The following is a 19,382-nucleotide window of genomic DNA, read 5'->3' as shown; positions in this document are numbered from 1 at the left end:
CGAACAGGACCGTGAAACGACTCCACGCCGATGATAGTGCGGATTCCCGTGTGAAAGTAGGTAATCGTCAGGCTCCCCTCAAGCCAGAAACCCCTGCCCGACAAGGCGGGGGTTTTTGCATTTGTGCGCCTAGAAAAAGCACGTGGAGAAGCGCCGTTGTGGCAGGAGCTGGGTGTCGACCGAAGGTGTCGGCTCAAATCGGAGCCGCCTCCGCGAGATTGGCACAAATGCACCTCGTCTCTCGGGGTGCCTGCACGCCAGCGTGTTGCTGAAAAACTGTCCTCTTACTTACTTCTCGTTTGTGTGGGCGGTCATCAGATGCGCAACGAGAAATCGCCTTGGCACTTCTCCGTGGCGATCTCCGCCCGGCCTTGCTCAGCACCGGCGCAAACGAGATGTTGCGAGTTCTCCTCATCCGATAATCGATCAGCGTGCGTTGACCACCGGTGTATTTGGCCCATCTTCTACCTCGGTACGCTATGGCTATCGTCTGGCAGCGGGACATGTCTCGCGCTCGCTCTGTCTCCTGCGCGTAGTTGGCAGAACGGGCAGAATGTTGGCGCTCTCAACCCTCTTGTCGCCGCCGCTAATTGTTTGTTCCCCATGGAGCCGCGCGACTGAACTGCGTCAAGAGACGAACGATGTCGCTATCAAGCGCTACTTTTAGTCTATTCGCAGCATTTCACATCGAAATAGCCGTATTGGTACGTGACCCACGCCTGAGTCGGGGCAGGAGGTGCCCCCCGTCGAGGACTGGCTGCGCCGTGTGCGTATAGCGGGCCAAAGAAGATCAAAAGTCGGCGCGGTTCTTCTCGACGGTCATCTGCGGACCGTCTCATCACGCGTAAATTTTCTTGATGAGCGAATAGGCGGCATTGCCTGCGTGGCATCGCGTTTTTCCCATCTGAAGGGCGGGCAGTCTGCGTCGACGCCCAGAGCCAGGCTTGTGTGTGTCGTATTCGGATCGCCGAACGGAGGGCCTCCCACAGCGGAGGGGGCTGTGTTCGGGGCGTGATTCCGGGCCGGCTCGAACATTGCCGGGCAGTGCTCGTCGGATGTCGATGCTCCGGCGCCACATATCGGCTTTCCGACGTTTTCGGGAGTGGGAGGCGTGGTGAGGGTACTCGCGCTGAACCCAGCGCCGGCATTTGCGCCCAGCTGGACGAGGCGGGCACCGTATGAGCGGTTGCGAGGTCGCATGTGCATGTATGTCGACGAGTCGCTGCGGTAAGGCGGTCCGACGACGACGGTGGGCGACTTGCTCGACGAGATGCAGCGGCGCCGACCATCGGAACATTCGACGCGGCGACAAGGCATGGAGAGACTGGAGCAGGGAGCTCGTCGTCACCAGGTAGCGGCCATAAGCACATCGAGGCATGCAGAACCGCCGGATGCATCCCGCGAGACGTCGTTGGGCCATCGCACTCCGATCCATCGGTTGTGCCGCGCGCTAGTCGACGCCCATCCAAACTCCCGCAAAGCACCCGGGGCTTCGGTCCCGACCGTTGAGCCGCTCCGAGCGTCGAGCGCGCCTCCGGTGCTCTGCGGAGAAGCGGTGAGTCACGCTGCCGTCGGATCACCTGATCGGTATCGCGAGCGGCACCAAGAGTCTGCCGAAGCCGTGGAATGTACCGTTGCGACCACAAAGGAATGCCGTTCAGGAGCAAGCGGGCACATGGGAAGGTAGGCCGGCGATTCCTGCAGGAATCGCCGTCGAACCTCTCAAGAACCACCGGTGCCGGCTCGCCAAGTCGGCCCGGCACGAAATTTGCCGAAATTTTGTACGTACCGCTTGGCATTGCGCGAAAGAGGCCGTATGATGGCGGTCTTTCGTTTTTAGCGCAGATGTAGATCGGCGTTGAAGACGGAGTCTGACGAAGATGTGGTGCTGATCGGCAACATCTCGCGCTTGCCTTAGCCGGGCGAGGGCGGGGATCGGAGGGAAGCGGAAGTCAGGAAGAGAATGAAAATAATCTTCCGGATGTGCTTGACAGGAGTGCGATGCACCCCCATAATCGTCAGTTCTCTACGGAGGGGTGCCCGAGTGGCTAAAGGGGGCAGACTGTAAATCTGTTGGCTTACGCCTACGTTGGTTCGAATCCAACCTCCTCCACCAAGATATCAGCGCAGTGAGCGGCAAGGAATCGTTAGTGGCCCGTGCGGGTGTAGCTCAATGGTAGAGCAGAAGCCTTCCAAGCTTACGACGAGGGTTCGATTCCCTTCACCCGCTCCAGACCGCTAAGTTGAAGCGTAGCGCCCATGTGGCTCAGTGGTAGAGCACTCCCTTGGTAAGGGAGAGGTCGGCAGTTCGATCCTGCCCATGGGCACCAGCAGTAAAAAGTCAGTGTCTTGTTTGCGCGCGGCGCAACCTGTGAAATTCCTTTTGGGAGTTGAAAATGGCCAAGGAAAAGTTTGAGCGGACCAAGCCGCACGTGAACGTTGGTACGATTGGTCACGTTGACCACGGCAAGACGACGCTGACGGCAGCGATCACGACGGTTCTGACGAAGAAGTTCGGCGGCGAAGCGAAGGCGTACGACCAGATCGACGCGGCACCGGAAGAAAAGGCGCGCGGCATCACGATCAACACGGCGCACGTCGAGTACGAAACGGCTAACCGCCACTACGCACACGTCGACTGCCCGGGCCACGCTGACTATGTGAAGAACATGATCACGGGTGCGGCGCAGATGGACGGCGCGATCCTGGTTTGCTCGGCAGCAGACGGCCCGATGCCGCAAACGCGCGAGCATATCCTGCTGGCACGTCAGGTTGGCGTTCCGTACATCATCGTGTTCCTGAACAAGTGCGACATGGTGGACGACGCTGAACTGCTCGAGCTGGTCGAGATGGAAGTTCGCGAACTCCTGTCGAAGTACGACTTCCCGGGCGACGACACGCCGATCGTGAAGGGTTCGGCGAAGCTGGCGCTGGAAGGCGACACGGGCGAGCTGGGCGAAGTGGCGATCATGAACCTGGCAGACGCACTGGACACGTACATCCCGACGCCGGAGCGTGCGGTTGATGGCGCGTTCCTGATGCCGGTGGAAGACGTGTTCTCGATCTCGGGCCGCGGTACGGTGGTGACGGGTCGTGTCGAGCGCGGCATCATCAAGGTCGGCGAAGAAATCGAAATCGTCGGTATCAAGCCGACGGTGAAGACGACCTGCACGGGCGTTGAAATGTTCCGCAAGCTGCTGGACCAGGGTCAGGCAGGCGACAACGTCGGTATCCTGCTGCGCGGCACGAAGCGTGAAGACGTGGAGCGTGGCCAGGTTCTGGCGAAGCCGGGTTCGATCACGCCGCACACGCACTTCACGGCTGAAGTGTACGTGCTGAGCAAGGACGAAGGCGGCCGTCACACGCCGTTCTTCAACAACTACCGTCCGCAGTTCTACTTCCGTACGACGGACGTGACGGGCTCGATCGAGCTGCCGAAGGACAAGGAAATGGTGATGCCGGGCGACAACGTGTCGATCACGGTGAAGCTGATCGCTCCGATCGCGATGGAAGAAGGTCTGCGCTTCGCAATCCGCGAAGGCGGCCGTACGGTCGGCGCCGGCGTCGTCGCCAAGATCATCGAGTAAGCCAGTTATTCGTTGATCGACAGTTTTGGGGCTGGCGGCAGCCGGCCCCAACATGGTTTAGGGGTATAGCTCAACTGGCAGAGCGTCGGTCTCCAAAACCGAAGGTTGGGGGTTCGATTCCCTCTGCCCCTGCCAAAAATCGCCACGTGTCCTACGTGGCATTTGTTTTAAGGTGTTATGGCGAATCCATCCGTCGAAACTGTAAATACCTCCGGCGATAAGCTGATGCTGGCCCTGGGCGTATTGCTGGTCTTGGCCGGATTCGTGGGCTTCTTCTGGCTGGCCAATCAGCAGTGGTATGTCCGCGGTGCCGCATTGGCGGTAGGTATCATCGCCGGCGTGGCCGTCGGGCTCATGTCCGCCCCTGGCAAGGGTCTCATCGCGTTTGCCAAGGATTCGTACAAGGAAGTCCGGAAGGTCGTATGGCCCACCCGCAAGGAAGCAACGCAAACGACACTCGTCGTGTTCGGTTTCGTGCTCGTGATGGCGATTTTCCTCTGGTTGAGCGACAAATCGATCGAATGGGTGATTTTCTCGGTGATTCTGGGTTGGAAATGATATGAGCGATACTCCGGCATCCCCGAGCGGAAAACGTTGGTACGTCGTGCACGCCTACTCCGGTATGGAGAAGAGCGTGCAACGTGCGCTTCAGGAGCGCATCGAACGTGCTGGCATGCAGGACAAATTCGGTCAGATCCTGGTCCCGACCGAAGAAGTGGTCGAAGTCAAAGGCGGTCACAAGGCAGTGACCGAGCGTCGTTTCTTCCCCGGCTATGTGTTGGTGGAAATGGAAATGACGGACGAAACGTGGCATCTCGTGAAGAACACCGCGAAGGTCACCGGTTTCGTCGGCGGTGCGCGTAACCGCCCGACCCCGATTTCCCCGAAGGAAGTCGAGAAGATCATGTCGCAGATGCAGGAAGGCGTCGAAAAACCGCGCCCGAAGACCCTGTTCGAAGTCGGCGAGATGGTGCGTGTCAAGGAAGGTCCGTTCACGGACTTCAACGGCACCGTCGAAGAAGTCAACTACGAGAAATCGCGCGTGCGTGTGTCGGTCACCATTTTTGGCCGCTCCACCCCCGTCGAACTCGAGTTCGGTCAGGTCGAAAAAGTTTGATCCCGATTCGGTGGGCAGCCTCGGCTGCCCACCTTCGCGCTTACGGCCCGCGTCATGGCCGTTGAGGAGCGTCAGTAGCCAGCGGCGAAAGCGCGTTATCACTCACCGAACGCCTTCCCCGGCGTTCCAATGAGGTTTCAAATGGCAAAGAAGATTATCGGCTTTATCAAGCTGCAGATCCCTGCAGGTAAAGCCAACCCGTCGCCGCCGGTCGGTCCGGCACTGGGCCAGCGCGGCCTGAACATCATGGAGTTCTGCAAGGCGTTCAACGCGCAGACTCAAGGCATGGAGCCGGGTCTGCCGGTGCCGGTGGTCATCACGGCATTCGCTGACAAGAGCTTCACGTTCGTGATGAAGACGCCGCCGGCGACCGTCCTGATCAAGAAGGCGGCGAAGGTGGACAAGGGTTCGAGCAAGCCGCACACCGACAAGGTCGGTTCGATCACGCGCGCTCAAGCCGAAGAAATCGCGAAGACCAAGATGCCGGACCTTACGGCAGCTGATCTGGACGCAGCCGTTCGCACCATCGCTGGTAGCGCACGCTCGATGGGTATCACTGTGGAGGGCGTGTAAATGGCTAAGATCTCCAAGCGCCGTCAGGCATTTGCCGCCAAGGTCGACCGTCAGAAGCTGTATGCGATCGAAGACGCACTGAGCCTCGTGAAGGAATGCGCGAGCGCGAAGTTCGACGAGTCGATCGACGTCGCAGTCCAGCTCGGCATCGATGCGAAGAAGTCGGACCAAGTCGTGCGTGGTTCGGTCGTTCTGCCGGCAGGTACGGGCAAGTCGGTTCGCGTTGCCGTGTTCGCGCAAGGCGAAAAGGCCGAGCAGGCTCGTGCAGCAGGCGCGGAAATCGTCGGTATGGAAGACCTGGCAGAGCAGATCAAGGCTGGCCAGATGGACTTCGACATCGTGATCGCTTCGCCGGACACGATGCGTATCGTCGGTACGCTCGGTCAGATCCTCGGCCCGCGCGGCCTGATGCCGAACCCGAAGGTCGGTACGGTCACGCCGGACGTCGCAACCGCCGTCAAGAACGCGAAGGCTGGTCAGGTGCAATTCCGTGTCGACAAGGCCGGTATCATCCACGCGACCATCGGCCGTGCATCGTTCGAGCCGACCGCGCTGCGTTCGAACCTGTCGGCGCTGATCGACGCGCTGCAGAAGGCAAAGCCGGCAACGAGCAAGGGCGTGTACCTGCGCAAGATCGCACTGTCGAGCACGATGGGCGTCGGCGTGCGTGTCGACCAGGCTACGCTGGCAGCACAGTAAGCAAGTATTCGGGCCGCTTCGTTCGCGAAGCGGCCTACATGGGCTTTGGGCGGTTGTTCGTGCAGCAGGGCGGACAACCGGTTATCAAAGACCGTTGGTGGGGCGCAGCAGTCAGGTGATCCCTTAATTCAAGCCAACGCAGATGGCGAACCCGAAAAAGTTTTGCAGTGGTGAAGCCGCAGGCCGCGAAGCGATTCGCGGCGTGAGGTGGAAATACTCCTAACGAGGTCGGACGCCGTTGTTGAACGAGGTACGTGAGGTTTCGGCCATGCCGGTCGCGCCCAACGTATCGTTTCTGGAGGCTAACCGTGCCGCTTAATAGAGAAGACAAGCAAGCCGTCGTCGCTGAGGTTTCCGCGCAAGTCGCGAAGGCCCAGACCGTTGTGCTGGCTGAGTATCGTGGAATTGCGGTTGGCGATCTGACCAAGCTGCGCGCGCAAGCGCGTGAGAAGCAGGTGTACCTGCGCGTGTTGAAGAACACGCTGGCGCGTCGCGCTGTCGAAGGTACGCCGTTTGCTCCGCTGGCAGAGCAGATGACTGGTCCGCTGATCTACGGCATCTCGGAAGATGCAATTGCCGCTGCTAAGGTCGTCAACGACTTCAGCAAGAGCAATGACAAGTTGGTCATCAAGGCTGGTTCGTTCGATGGCAAGGTGATGGACAAGGCTGGCGTGCAAGCGCTGGCAAGCATCCCGAGCCGCGAAGAACTGCTCTCGAAGCTGCTGTTCGTTATGCAATCGCCTGTTTCGGGCTTCGCGCGTGCTCTGGCCGCGCTGGCCGAGAAGAAGCAAGCAGAAGCTGCGTAAGCGAACGTGCATCAGCGTTACTGATCGCTGGCTGTATCCGAATTCAATTTAGGAGTATTTCAAATGGCAATCGCAAAAGAAGACATCCTGGCAGCAGTCGAAGGGATGACCGTTCTGGAACTGAACGAACTGGTCAAGGCGTTCGAAGAGAAGTTTGGCGTGTCGGCAGCTGCAGTGGCAGTCGCTGGCCCGGCAGGCGGCGGCGCAGCTGCTGCAGCAGAAGAGAAGACCGAATTCACGGTCGTCCTGGCTGAAGCCGGCGCCAACAAGGTTTCGGTCATCAAGGCCGTTCGCGAACTGACGGGCCTGGGCCTGAAGGAAGCGAAGGACCTGGTTGACGGTGCACCGAAGCCCATCAAGGAAGGCGTCGACAAGGCTGCTGCTGAAGAAGCCAAGAAGAAGCTGGAAGAAGCTGGCGCGAAGGTCGAAGTCAAGTAAGTTTCGGCGCGCTGTGCGAAGGCTGGCGGTATTTTCACCGCCGGCCTTTTTGTGCTTTGTGGGGACGTTATTCTGGCACTCATTCGGGAGCCCGAATAATCGGCCCCAGAAGCCAAAGAAAACCGCCTGATCGTTGTGACGCATCACACGCGATTGGCGGTTCTCTTTGTCTTCTGAAGCGACTGCAGAAGGCAAGTTTGGTCGGGTAGCGGGCAACACAGGCATCCGCTGCCGTCAGCCAGCGGTTGGTAGCGGCCAACCACCAAGCTTCTCGGCTCGTTCAAGCCGTCGAACGGCCATCGGGTCTCAGTCGGTGAACACTCGGGTTTGAAACGTCCAGGTATTCCGCCTCGATAGCACCCGCCGTGATTCGGAGATCGTATGCAATATTCCTTCACCGAGAAGAAGCGCATTCGCAAGAGTTTCGCGAAGCGCCCCATCGTTCACCAAGTTCCGTTCTTGCTGGCTACTCAGCTTGAATCATTCAGCACGTTTCTGCAAGCCGATGTGCCGGCGACGCAACGCAAGCCTGAAGGTTTGCAGGCCGCGTTCACATCGGTATTTCCCATTGTTTCGCACAACGGTTTCGCGCGCCTCGAGTTCGTGAGCTATGCGCTGTCCTCGCCGGCATTCAACATCAAGGAATGCCAGCAGCGTGGCCTGACGTACTGCTCCGCGCTGCGCGCGAAGGTCCGCCTCGTCATCCTCGACAAGGAATCGCCGAACAAGCCAGTCGTCAAGGAAGTGAAGGAGCAGGAAGTGTACATGGGCGAAATTCCGCTCATGACGCCGACGGGCTCGTTCGTCATCAACGGCACCGAGCGTGTCATCGTCTCGCAGCTGCACCGTTCGCCGGGCGTGTTCTTCGAACACGACAAGGGCAAGACGCACAGCTCGGGCAAGCTGCTGTTCTCGGCACGGATCATTCCGTACCGCGGCTCGTGGCTCGACTTCGAATTCGATCCGAAGGACATCCTGTACTTCCGCGTCGACCGTCGCCGCAAGATGCCGGTGACGATCCTGCTGAAGGCCATCGGCCTGACGCCGGAACAGATCCTCGCGAACTTCTTCGTGTTCGACAACTTCACGCTGATGGACGAAGGCGCGCAACTCGAGTTCGTGCCCGAGCGCCTGCGTGGTGAAGTCGCGCGTTTCGACATCACGGATCGCGACGGCAAGGTCATCGTCCAGAAGGACAAGCGGATCAACGCGAAGCACATTCGCGACCTCGAAGCCGCGAAGACCAAGTTCATCTCGGTGCCGGAAGACTATCTGCTCGGCCGCGTGCTGGCGAAGAACGTCGTCGACGGCGACACCGGCGAAGTGATCGCGAGCGCGAACGACGAAGTCACGGAAAGCGTGCTCGAGAAGCTGCGCGAAGCGGGTATCAAGGACATCCAGACGCTCTACACGAACGATCTGGATCAGGGTCCGTACATCTCGTCGACGCTGCGTGTCGACGAAACGACCGACAAGACGGCCGCGCGCATCGCGATCTACCGCATGATGCGCCCGGGCGAGCCGCCGACCGAAGAAGCGGTCGAGGCGCTGTTCAACCGCCTGTTCTACAGCGAAGAAGCGTACGACCTGTCGAAGGTCGGCCGCATGAAGTTCAACCGCCGCGTCGGCCGTGACGAGATCGTCGGCCCGATGACGCTGCAGGACGACGACATTCTCGCGACGATCAAGATTCTCGTCGAGCTGCGTAACGGCAAGGGCGAAGTGGACGACATCGACCACCTCGGCAACCGTCGCGTGCGTTGCGTCGGCGAACTGGCGGAAAACCAGTTCCGCGCGGGCCTCGTGCGTGTCGAGCGCGCGGTCAAGGAACGCCTCGGCCAGGCCGAAAGCGAAAACCTGATGCCGCACGACCTGATCAACTCGAAGCCGATTTCGTCGGCGATCCGCGAGTTCTTCGGTTCGTCGCAGCTGTCGCAGTTCATGGACCAGACCAACCCGCTGTCGGAAATCACGCACAAGCGCCGTGTTTCCGCACTGGGCCCGGGCGGTCTGACGCGCGAGCGCGCAGGCTTCGAAGTCCGCGACGTGCACCCGACCCACTACGGCCGCGTGTGCCCGATCGAAACGCCGGAAGGTCCGAACATCGGCCTGATCAACTCGCTCGCGCTGTACGCGCACCTGAACGAGTACGGCTTCCTTGAGACGCCGTACCGCAAGGTCGTGGACGGCAAGGTGACCGACCAGATCGACTACCTGTCGGCGATCGAGGAAGGCCGCTACATGATCGCTCAGGCGAACGCCGCGATCGACGAGGACGGCCGACTGATCGACGAACTCGTGTCGTCGCGCGAAGCCGGCGAAACGATGATGGTCACGCCGGACCGCATCCAGTACATGGACGTCGCGCCGTCGCAGATCGTGTCGGTCGCAGCGTCGCTGATTCCGTTCCTCGAGCACGACGACGCGAACCGTGCACTGATGGGTTCGAACATGCAGCGTCAGGCGGTGCCGTGTCTGCGTCCGGAAAAGCCGGTCGTCGGGACGGGCATCGAGCGCACCTGCGCGGTCGACTCGGGTACGACGGTCCAGGCGTTCCGCGGCGGCGTCGTCGACTACGTCGATGCAGGCCGTATCGTGATTCGCGTGAACGACGACGAAGCGGTCGCGGGTGAAGTCGGTGTCGACATCTACAACCTGATCAAGTACACGCGTTCGAACCAGAACACGAACATCAACCAGCGTCCGATCGTGAAGATGGGCGACAAGGTCTCGCGCGGCGACGTGCTGGCCGACGGCGCCTCGACGGACCTGGGCGAGCTCGCGCTCGGCCAGAACATGCTGATCGCGTTCATGCCGTGGAACGGCTACAACTTCGAGGATTCGATCCTGATCTCGGAGAAGGTGGTCGCGGACGATCGCTACACGTCGATCCACATCGAAGAGCTGAACGTCGTTGCACGCGACACGAAGCTCGGGCCGGAAGAAATCACGCGCGACATCTCGAACCTGGCGGAAGTCCAGCTCGGCCGTCTCGACGAATCGGGCATCGTGTACATCGGTGCCGAAGTCGAAGCGGGCGACGTGCTGGTCGGCAAGGTCACGCCGAAGGGCGAGACCCAGCTGACGCCGGAAGAGAAGCTGCTGCGCGCGATCTTCGGCGAGAAGGCTTCGGACGTGAAGGACACGTCGCTGCGCGTGCCGTCGGGCATGAGCGGCACCGTGATCGACGTCCAGGTGTTCACGCGCGAAGGCATTCAGCGCGACAAGCGTGCGCAACAGATCATCGACGACGAACTGAAGCGTTACCGTCTCGACCTGAACGACCAGCTGCGCATCGTGGAAGGCGACGCGTTCCAGCGTCTCGCGCGCATGCTCGTGGGCAAGGTCGCGAACGGCGGTCCGAAGAAGCTCGCGAAGGGCACGAAGATCGACCAGGCTTACCTGGAAGACCTCGACCACTACCACTGGTTCGACATCCGCCTCGCGGACGACGAAGCAGCGGCGCAGCTCGAAGCGATCAAGAACTCGATCGAAGAAAAGCGTCACCAGTTCGACCTCGCGTTCGAAGAGAAGCGCAAGAAGCTCACGCAAGGCGACGAACTGCCGCCGGGCGTGCTGAAGATGGTCAAGGTGTACCTGGCGGTGAAGCGCCGTCTGCAGCCTGGCGACAAGATGGCGGGCCGTCACGGTAACAAGGGTGTCGTGTCGAAGATCGTCCCGATCGAAGACATGCCGTACATGGCCGATGGCCGTCCGGCAGACGTCGTGCTGAACCCGCTCGGCGTGCCGTCGCGGATGAACGTGGGTCAGGTTCTGGAAGTGCACCTCGGCTGGGCCGCGAAGGGCCTCGGCTGGCGTATCGGCGAAATGCTGCAGCGTCAGGCGAAGATCGAGGAACTGCGCGCGTTCCTGACGAAGATCTACAACGAGTCGGGCCGCCAGGAAGATCTGGAAAGCTTCACCGACGACGAGATCCTCGAACTCGCGAAGAACCTGCGCGAAGGCGTGCCGTTCGCAACGCCGGTGTTCGACGGTGCGACCGAGGAAGAAATGGGCAAGATGCTCGACCTCGCGTTCCCGGACGACATCGCCGAACAGCTCGGCATGAATCCGTCGAAGAACCAGGTCCGCCTGTACGACGGCCGCACGGGTGAAATGTTCGAACGTCGCGTGACGCTCGGCTACATGCACTACCTGAAGCTGCACCACCTGGTCGACGACAAGATGCACGCGCGTTCGACGGGCCCGTACTCGCTCGTCACGCAGCAGCCGCTGGGCGGTAAGGCGCAGTTCGGTGGCCAGCGTTTCGGTGAAATGGAAGTGTGGGCACTCGAAGCGTACGGCGCGTCCTACGTGCTGCAGGAAATGCTGACGGTGAAGTCGGACGACGTGACCGGCCGGACGAAGGTGTACGAAAACCTCGTCAAGGGCGATCACGTGATCGATGCAGGCATGCCGGAATCCTTCAACGTGCTCGTGAAGGAAATCCGCTCGCTCGGTATCGATATCGATCTCGACCGCAATTAATCGGACTACGGAGAGAAAGCAATGAAAGCTCTGCTCGATCTATTCAAGCAAGTCCAACAGGAAGAAGTTTTCGACGCGATCAAGATCGGTCTGGCCTCGCCCGACAAGATCCGTTCGTGGTCGTTCGGCGAAGTGAAGAAGCCGGAGACCATCAACTACCGTACGTTCAAGCCGGAACGCGATGGTCTGTTCTGCGCGAAGATCTTCGGGCCGATCAAGGACTACGAGTGCCTGTGCGGCAAGTACAAGCGCCTGAAGCACCGCGGCGTGATCTGCGAGAAGTGCGGCGTCGAAGTGACGCTGGCGAAGGTGCGTCGCGAACGGATGGGCCACATCGAGCTGGCCTCGCCGGTCGCGCACATCTGGTTCCTGAAGTCGCTGCCGTCGCGTCTGGGCATGGTGCTCGACATGACGCTGCGCGACATCGAACGCGTGCTGTACTTCGAAGCGTACGTGGTGATCGAACCGGGCATGACGCCGCTGAAGGCGCGGCAGATCATGACCGAAGAGGATTACTACAACAAGGTCGAGGAATACGGCGACGAATTCCGTGCCGAGATGGGCGCGGAAGGCGTGCGTGAACTGCTGCGCGCGATCAACATCGACGAGCAGGTCGAGACGCTGCGCACCGAGCTGAAGAACACCGGCTCGGAAGCGAAGATCAAGAAGTACGCGAAGCGCCTGAAGGTCCTCGAGGCATTTCAGCGCTCGGGCATCAAGCCCGAGTGGATGATCCTCGAAGTGCTGCCGGTGCTGCCGCCGGAACTGCGTCCGCTCGTGCCGCTGGACGGCGGCCGTTTCGCGACGTCGGACCTGAACGACCTGTATCGCCGCGTGATCAACCGTAACAACCGGTTGAAGCGCCTGCTCGAGCTGAAGGCCCCTGAAATCATCGTCCGCAACGAAAAGCGGATGCTGCAGGAAGCCGTCGACTCGCTGCTCGACAACGGTCGTCGCGGCAAGGCGATGACGGGCGCGAACAAGCGTCCGCTGAAGTCGCTCGCCGACATGATCAAGGGCAAGGGCGGCCGTTTCCGTCAGAACCTGCTGGGCAAGCGCGTCGACTACTCGGGCCGTTCGGTCATCGTGGTCGGCCCGACGCTGAAGCTGCACCAGTGCGGTCTGCCGAAGCTGATGGCGCTCGAACTGTTCAAGCCGTTCATCTTCAACAAGCTGGAAGTGATGGGCGTCGCGACGACCATCAAGGCTGCGAAGAAGGAAGTCGAGAACCAGACGCCGGTGGTGTGGGACATCCTCGAAGAGGTGATCCGCGAGCATCCGGTGATGCTGAACCGTGCGCCGACGCTGCACCGTCTCGGTATCCAGGCGTTCGAGCCGGTGCTGATCGAAGGCAAGGCAATCCAGCTGCACCCGCTCGTCTGCGCGGCGTTCAACGCCGACTTCGACGGTGACCAGATGGCCGTTCACGTGCCGCTGTCGCTCGAAGCGCAGATGGAAGCGCGCACGCTGATGCTCGCGTCGAACAACGTGCTGTTCCCGGCCAACGGCGATCCGTCGATCGTGCCGTCGCAGGATATCGTGCTGGGTCTGTACTACGCGACCCGCGAAGCGATCAACGGCAAGGGCGAAGGCCTGTCGTTCACGGGCGTGTCGGAAGTCATCCGCGCGTACGAGAACAAGGAAGTCGAGCTGGCCTCGCGCGTCAACGTCCGGATCACCGAAATGGTCCGCAACGAGGACACGTCGGAAGGCGCGCCGGAGTTCGTGCCGAAGATCACGCTGTACGCGACGACCGTCGGTCGCGCGATCCTGTCGGAGATCCTGCCGCACGGCCTGCCGTTCTCGGTGCTGAACAAGCCGCTGAAGAAGAAGGAAATCTCGCGCCTGATCAACACGGCGTTCCGCAAGTGCGGTCTGCGTGCGACGGTGGTGTTCGCCGACCAGCTGATGCAGTCGGGTTTCCGTCTCGCGACGCGCGCCGGCATCTCGATCTGCGTGGACGACATGCTCGTGCCGCCGCAGAAGGAAACGATCGTCGGCGACGCCGCGAAGAAGGTGAAGGAATACGACCGCCAGTACATGTCGGGTCTCGTCACCGCGCAGGAACGCTACAACAACGTGGTCGACATCTGGTCGGCAACGTCGGAAGCGGTCGGCAAGGCGATGATGGAGCAGCTGTCGACGGAGCCGGTGATCGATCGCGACGGCAACGAGACGCGCCAGGAGTCGTTCAACTCGATCTACATGATGGCCGACTCGGGCGCCCGGGGTTCGGCGGTTCAGATTCGTCAGCTGGCCGGTATGCGTGGCCTGATGGCGAAGCCGGACGGCTCGATTATCGAGACGCCGATTACCGCGAACTTCCGCGAAGGTCTGAACGTGTTGCAGTACTTCATCTCGACCCACGGTGCACGTAAGGGTCTGGCTGATACGGCACTGAAGACCGCGAACTCGGGTTACCTGACGCGTCGTCTCGTCGACGTCACGCAGGACCTGGTGGTGGTCGAGGACGATTGCGGCACGTCGAACGGCGTGGCGATGAAGGCGCTCGTCGAAGGCGGTGAAGTCGTCGAAGCGCTGCGCGACCGTATCCTCGGCCGCGTCGCGGTTGCGGACGTCGTGAATCCGGAAACGCAGGAAACGCTGTACGAATCGGGCACGCTGCTCGACGAAACGGCGGTCGAGGAAATCGAACGCCTCGGCATCGACGAAGTGCGCGTGCGCACGCCGCTGACCTGCGAAACGCGTTACGGCCTGTGCGCATCCTGCTACGGCCGCGACCTCGGCCGCGGCTCGCTGGTGAACGTCGGCGAAGCAGTCGGCGTGATCGCGGCGCAGTCGATCGGCGAACCGGGCACGCAGCTGACGATGCGTACGTTCCACATCGGTGGTGCGGCATCGCGTGCGGCCGTGGCTTCGTCGGTCGAAGCGAAGAGCAACGGTATCGTCCGCTTCACGGCGACGATGCGCTACGTCACGAACGCGAAGGGCGAGCAGATCGTCATTTCCCGTTCGGGCGAAGCGATGATCACCGACGACTTCGGTCGCGAGCGCGAGCGTCACAAAGTGCCGTACGGCGCGACGCTGCTGCAGCTCGACGGCGCGACCATCAAGGCCGGCACGCAGCTCGCCACGTGGGATCCGCTGACGCGTCCGATCATCACCGAGTACGGTGGTACGGTGAAGTTCGAGAACGTCGAGGAAGGCGTGACCGTCGCGAAGCAGATCGACGACGTGACCGGCCTGTCGACGCTGGTCGTGATCGACGTGAAGCGCCGCGGTTCGCAGGCTTCGAAGAGCGTGCGTCCGCAGGTGAAGCTGCTCGACGCGAACGGCGAAGAAGTGAAGATTCCGGGCACGGAGCACGCGGTGCAGATCGGCTTCCAGGTCGGCGCACTGATCACCGTGAAGGATGGCCAGCAGGTGCAGGTCGGTGAAGTGCTCGCACGTATCCCGACCGAAGCGCAGAAGACGCGTGACATTACCGGCGGTCTGCCGCGGGTGGCGGAACTGTTCGAAGCGCGTTCGCCGAAGGATGCCGGCATTCTCGCGGAGGTCACCGGTACGACGTCGTTCGGTAAGGACACGAAGGGCAAGCAGCGTCTCGTCATCACGGATCTCGAGGGCAACCAGCACGAGTTCCTGATCGCGAAGGAAAAGCAGGTTCTGGTTCACGATGCCCAGGTCGTCAACAAGGGCGAAATGATCGTGGACGGTCCGGCCGATCCGCACGACATCCTGCGTCTGCAGGGTATCGAGGCGCTGTCGCGCTACATCGTCGACGAAGTGCAGGACGTGTACCGTCTGCAGGGCGTGAAGATCAACGACAAGCACATCGAGGTGATCGTTCGCCAGATGCTGCGTCGTGTGCAGATCACCGACAACGGCGATACGCGCTTCATCCCGGGCGAACAGGTCGAACGTTCCGACATGCTGGACGAGAACGATCGCATGATCGCCGAGGGCAAGCGTCCGGCTTCGTACGACAACGTGCTGCTCGGTATCACGAAGGCGTCGCTGTCGACCGACTCGTTCATCTCCGCGGCATCGTTCCAGGAAACGACCCGCGTGCTGACCGAAGCGGCGATCATGGGCAAGCGCGACGATCTGCGCGGCCTGAAGGAAAACGTGATCGTCGGCCGTCTGATTCCGGCCGGTACGGGTCTCGCGTTCCACAAGGCACGCAAGGCGAAGGAATCGTCGGATCGCGAGCGTTTCGACCAGATCGCAGCGGAAGAGGCATTCGACTTCGGCACGCCGAGCGCGCCGGCGGAAGAGCCGCAACACCCGGCAGCCGAGTAAGCGCGGGGCGGCGCAAGCCGCCTTGCCTTGCTATCATCGCTGTCACCGAAACCGCCCGGTTCTGCCGGGCGGTTTTTTTTCATCCTTCGTTCACGTGCATCACGGGCCGGCACAGCGCCGGCGCATGCGTCGCGATCGCGTCCGGTACGGGCGCGGCAGGCCCGTGATGCACGCGAACGAACCCTGACCGAACGGCCAACATCGCGCGATTCGCCCCGCGTCGCGCGAGCGGGTTGTTAAAATTGCGGTCATCGCTTAGCCGTCCCTGCTCTCATTCATGTCCCGCGCCCTCGAAATACTCGACGAAGTCTTTGGTTATTCCGCCTTTCGCGGCCAGCAGGGCGAGATCGTCGAGCACGTCGCCGGCGGCGGCGATTGTCTCGTGCTGATGCCGACCGGCGGCGGCAAGTCGCTGTGCTACCAGATTCCCGCGCTGCTGCGCCGCGAGGCCGGGCAGGGCGCCGGCATCGTCGTGTCGCCGCTGATCGCGCTGATGCAGGACCAGGTCGCCGCGTTGAGCGAAGTCGGCGTGCGCGCGGCCTATCTGAATTCGACGTTGTCGGGCGCCGAGGCAGCGGCCACCGAGCGCGCGCTGCGCGAGGGCGAAATCGACCTGCTGTACGTCGCGCCGGAGCGGTTGATGACGGGGCGCTTCCTCGAACTGCTCGAGCGCGCGAAGATCGGCCTGTTCGCGATCGACGAAGCGCACTGCGTGTCGCAATGGGGGCACGATTTCCGCCCGGAATACATCCAGCTGTCGGTGCTGCACGAGCGCTTCCCGTCGGTGCCGCGCATCGCGCTCACCGCCACGGCCGATGCGATCACGCGCGACGAGATCATCCATCGTCTCGCGCTCGACGATGCACGCGTGTTCGTGTCGAGCTTCGACCGGCCGAACATCCGCTACCGGATCGTCGAAAAGGACAATGCACGCGCGCAGCTGCTCGATTTCATTCGCGCCGAGCACACGAATGCCGACGGCACGACGGACGCGGGTGTCGTCTATTGCCTGTCGCGCCGCAAGGTCGAGGAAACGGCCGAATGGCTGAAGGCGCAGGGCGTGCGCGCGCTGCCGTACCACGCGGGAATGGAGTTCGAGGTGCGGCAGAGGCACCAGGAAATGTTCCAGCGCGAGGAAGGCATCGTGATGTGCGCGACGATCGCGTTCGGCATGGGCATCGACAAGCCCGACGTGCGTTTCGTCGCGCATCTCGACTTGCCGAAGAGCGTCGAAGGCTACTACCAGGAAACCGGCCGCGCGGGCCGCGACGGGCTGCCGGCGAACGCGTGGATGGCGTATGGCCTCGGCGATGTCGTCCAGCAGCGCAAGATGATCGACGAGTCCGATGCGGACGACGCACACAAGCGTGTGCAGACGTCGAAGCTCGATGCGCTGCTCGGCTTGTGCGAGACGATCTCGTGTCGCCGCGTGCGGCTGCTGAACTACTTCGGCGAGGCGAGCCAGCCGTGCGGCAACTGCGACACGTGCCTCGAGCCGCCCGCGTCGTGGGACGCGACGCGCGAGGCGCAGATGGCGCTGTCGTGCGTGTTCCGCGCGCAGCGTGCGAGCGGCTTCAATTTCGGTTCCAGTCACCTGATCGAGATCCTGCGTGGCGGGCGCACCGAGAAGGTGTTGCAGCGCGGCCACGATCAGCTCAGCACGTTCGGAATCGGCGCAGCGCTGTCCGAGCCCGAGTGGCGCGCGATTTTCCGGCAGCTGGTCGCGTACGGCTACCTGGCCGTCGACCATGGCGGCTTCGGCGCGCTGATGCTGACCGAGGCCGCGAAGCCCGTGCTGAAGAACGAGGAAAAGGTCACGCTGCGCCGCTATGTGAAGCCGCAGCGCACCCGCCAGTCGTCGAGCCGCAGCGCCACGCGCGTCGATCCGACGGCTGGCATGGGCGCCCGCGAGCGCGCACGGTGGGATGCGCTGCGCGCATGGCGGGCGGAAACCGCGAAGACCGACGGCGTGCCGGCCTATGTGATTTTCCACGACGCGACGCTCGCCGAAATCGCGCGCAACGCGCCGGAGACGATCGACGACCTGCGTCACATCCCCGGCATGGGCGTGCGCAAGCTCGAACGCTTCGGCGACGAGATCATCGACGTCGTCGAATCGGCCTGACACAGGTGTTCCGCCCCCTTCTGTAAACCGCGCGGTCGGTCGGCACATCACGCAAGCCGTTGACTTAGTTGGTATTTCCGGAATATCATGTTGGGTTCCGGTATTCGGTGGGCCGAGTCGCGTTCGAAGGTTCGTGTCCGTCTCGCCGGTTCGGAAGTCAACTGTGCGTCGATTTTCGCTTTGCCCGAAATCGATGTGCAGATTTTGTTCAATTTCAGGAATAAACAATGCCAACCATCAACCAACTGGTTCGCAAAGGCCGTCAGTCGGAAACGACGAAGAGCAAGAGCCCGGCCCTGCAGGACTGCCCCCAGCGTCGCGGCGTGTGCACCCGTGTGTACACGACGACGCCGAAGAAGCCGAACTCGGCACTCCGTAAGGTCGCCAAGGTTCGTCTGACGAACGGCTTCGAAGTGATTTCGTACATCGGCGGTGAAGGCCACAACCTGCAGGAGCACTCGGTTGTGCTGATCCGCGGCGGCCGTGTGAAGGACTTGCCGGGTGTGCGTTACCACATGGTTCGCGGCTCGCTGGATACCCAGGGCGTCAAGGACCGTAAGCAAGCGCGCTCGAAGTACGGCGCGAAGCGTGCAAAGGCTGCCAAGTAAGCAGTTTTTGATCAGGGATCGCCGCAGGGCGGTCAAGGCGGGAGTGCCGGATTGCCGGTGCTGTCGAGTAAGTGGTCACCCGGCCAAGCTGGTTAGTCGTGAAGATGTGATCGGGTTTGTTGGTGGCCGCGGAGCTGGTTACAGCTCCAACTGAACAAGTAAAGGAAGAATCATGCCGCGTCGTCGCGAAGTCCCCAAGCGGGAAGTGTTGCCGGATCCGAAGTTCGGTAACGTTGATGTTGCCAAGTTCATGAACATGCTGATGCTGTCCGGCAAGAAGTCGGTCGCAGAGCGCATCGTTTATGGCGCATTCGAACAAATCCAGACCAAGGGTGGCAAGGACCCGCTGGAAGTGTTCACGGTTGCGCTCAACAACGTGAAGCCGGTGGTCGAAGTGAAGAGCCGCCGCGTTGGTGGTGCCAACTATCAAGTTCCGGTCGAAGTGCGCCCGTCGCGTCGTATGGCATTGGCGATGCGCTGGCTGCGTGAGGCTGCGAAGAAGCGCAGCGAGAAGTCGATGGCTCTGCGTCTGGCAGGCGAACTCACCGAAGCGGCCGAAGGCCGTGGCGGCGCGATGAAGAAGCGCGATGAAGTTCACCGCATGGCAGAAGCCAACCGCGCGTTCTCGCATTTCCGTTTCTAAGCGCCTGGCTGGGCTGTTTGCGGAAATAAATTCCG

The 19,382-nt window shown here is 61.6% G+C and carries 12 protein-coding genes and 4 tRNA genes; all 16 read left to right on the top strand.

Annotated elements, in window-relative coordinates:
- Positions 1-2,030: 2,030 nt before the first annotated feature.
- The 16 genes from WS89_RS11140 to rpsG all read left to right on the top strand — a co-directional run bounded on the left by WS89_RS11140 (position 2,031) and on the right by rpsG (position 19,347).
- Positions 2,031-2,116, top strand: a tRNA-Tyr gene (locus WS89_RS11140).
- A 43-nt stretch (positions 2,117-2,159) separates the two neighbouring features.
- Positions 2,160-2,233 (top strand) — tRNA-Gly (locus WS89_RS11135).
- A gap of 22 nt (positions 2,234-2,255) precedes the next feature.
- Positions 2,256-2,330: transfer RNA gene (locus tag WS89_RS11130), tRNA-Thr, on the top strand.
- Positions 2,331-2,396: 66 nt separating this feature from the next.
- Positions 2,397-3,587: an elongation factor Tu gene (gene tuf, locus WS89_RS11125; protein ID WP_034209732.1), complete on the top strand. Its 1,191-nt coding sequence runs from the start codon at positions 2,397-2,399 to the stop codon at positions 3,585-3,587.
- A gap of 59 nt (positions 3,588-3,646) precedes the next feature.
- Positions 3,647-3,722, top strand: a tRNA-Trp gene (locus tag WS89_RS11120).
- A gap of 42 nt (positions 3,723-3,764) precedes the next feature.
- Positions 3,765-4,145: a preprotein translocase subunit SecE gene (gene secE, locus WS89_RS11115; protein WP_059499776.1), complete on the top strand. Its 381-nt coding sequence runs from the start codon at positions 3,765-3,767 to the stop codon at positions 4,143-4,145.
- A 1-nt stretch (position 4,146) separates the two neighbouring features.
- Complete coding sequence (gene nusG / locus WS89_RS11110) at positions 4,147-4,704, top strand: transcription termination/antitermination protein NusG (protein ID WP_006400672.1); 558 nt, start codon at positions 4,147-4,149, stop codon at positions 4,702-4,704.
- A gap of 141 nt (positions 4,705-4,845) precedes the next feature.
- Positions 4,846-5,277 (top strand): 50S ribosomal protein L11, encoded by a 432-nt coding sequence (gene rplK / locus WS89_RS11105; RefSeq protein ID WP_006477201.1) that lies wholly within the window; start codon positions 4,846-4,848, stop codon positions 5,275-5,277.
- Complete coding sequence (rplA, locus tag WS89_RS11100; protein ID WP_034209724.1) at positions 5,278-5,976, top strand: 50S ribosomal protein L1; 699 nt, start codon at positions 5,278-5,280, stop codon at positions 5,974-5,976.
- Positions 5,977-6,284: 308 nt separating this feature from the next.
- The gene (rplJ, locus tag WS89_RS11095) at positions 6,285-6,782 is read left to right on the top strand and encodes a 50S ribosomal protein L10 (protein WP_059499775.1); all 498 of its coding nucleotides are present in this window, start codon (positions 6,285-6,287) and stop codon (positions 6,780-6,782) included.
- Positions 6,783-6,845: 63 nt separating this feature from the next.
- Positions 6,846-7,220, top strand: a complete 375-nt coding sequence (gene rplL / locus WS89_RS11090) for a 50S ribosomal protein L7/L12 (RefSeq protein WP_006482911.1) — start codon at positions 6,846-6,848, stop codon at positions 7,218-7,220.
- A gap of 381 nt (positions 7,221-7,601) precedes the next feature.
- Positions 7,602-11,708 carry a DNA-directed RNA polymerase subunit beta gene (gene rpoB / locus WS89_RS11085; RefSeq protein ID WP_034209726.1) on the top strand — a complete coding sequence of 1,369 codons (4,107 nt, stop codon included), beginning with the start codon at positions 7,602-7,604 and terminating at the stop codon, positions 11,706-11,708.
- Between the two features lie 21 nt (positions 11,709-11,729).
- A complete protein-coding gene (gene rpoC, locus WS89_RS11080) occupies positions 11,730-15,971 on the top strand; it encodes a DNA-directed RNA polymerase subunit beta' (protein ID WP_059499774.1) in 4,242 nt (1,413 codons plus the stop codon).
- Between the two features lie 277 nt (positions 15,972-16,248).
- Positions 16,249-18,096, top strand: coding sequence for a DNA helicase RecQ (recQ, locus tag WS89_RS11075; protein ID WP_059790972.1), 1,848 nt, complete (start codon positions 16,249-16,251; stop codon positions 18,094-18,096).
- A gap of 227 nt (positions 18,097-18,323) precedes the next feature.
- Entirely contained in the window at positions 18,324-18,704 is a 381-nt protein-coding gene (gene rpsL, locus WS89_RS11070; protein WP_006400662.1) for a 30S ribosomal protein S12, read from the top strand.
- Between the two features lie 172 nt (positions 18,705-18,876).
- On the top strand, positions 18,877-19,347 hold the full coding sequence (gene rpsG, locus WS89_RS11065; RefSeq protein WP_034209730.1) for a 30S ribosomal protein S7: 471 nt from the start codon (positions 18,877-18,879) through the stop codon (positions 19,345-19,347).
- Positions 19,348-19,382 lie beyond the last annotated feature (35 nt).

It is taken from the genome of Burkholderia sp. MSMB1072, assembly GCF_001524725.1.
Lineage (GTDB): Bacteria > Pseudomonadota > Gammaproteobacteria > Burkholderiales > Burkholderiaceae > Burkholderia.
This window is presented reverse-complemented; position numbering and strand designations above follow the sequence as displayed.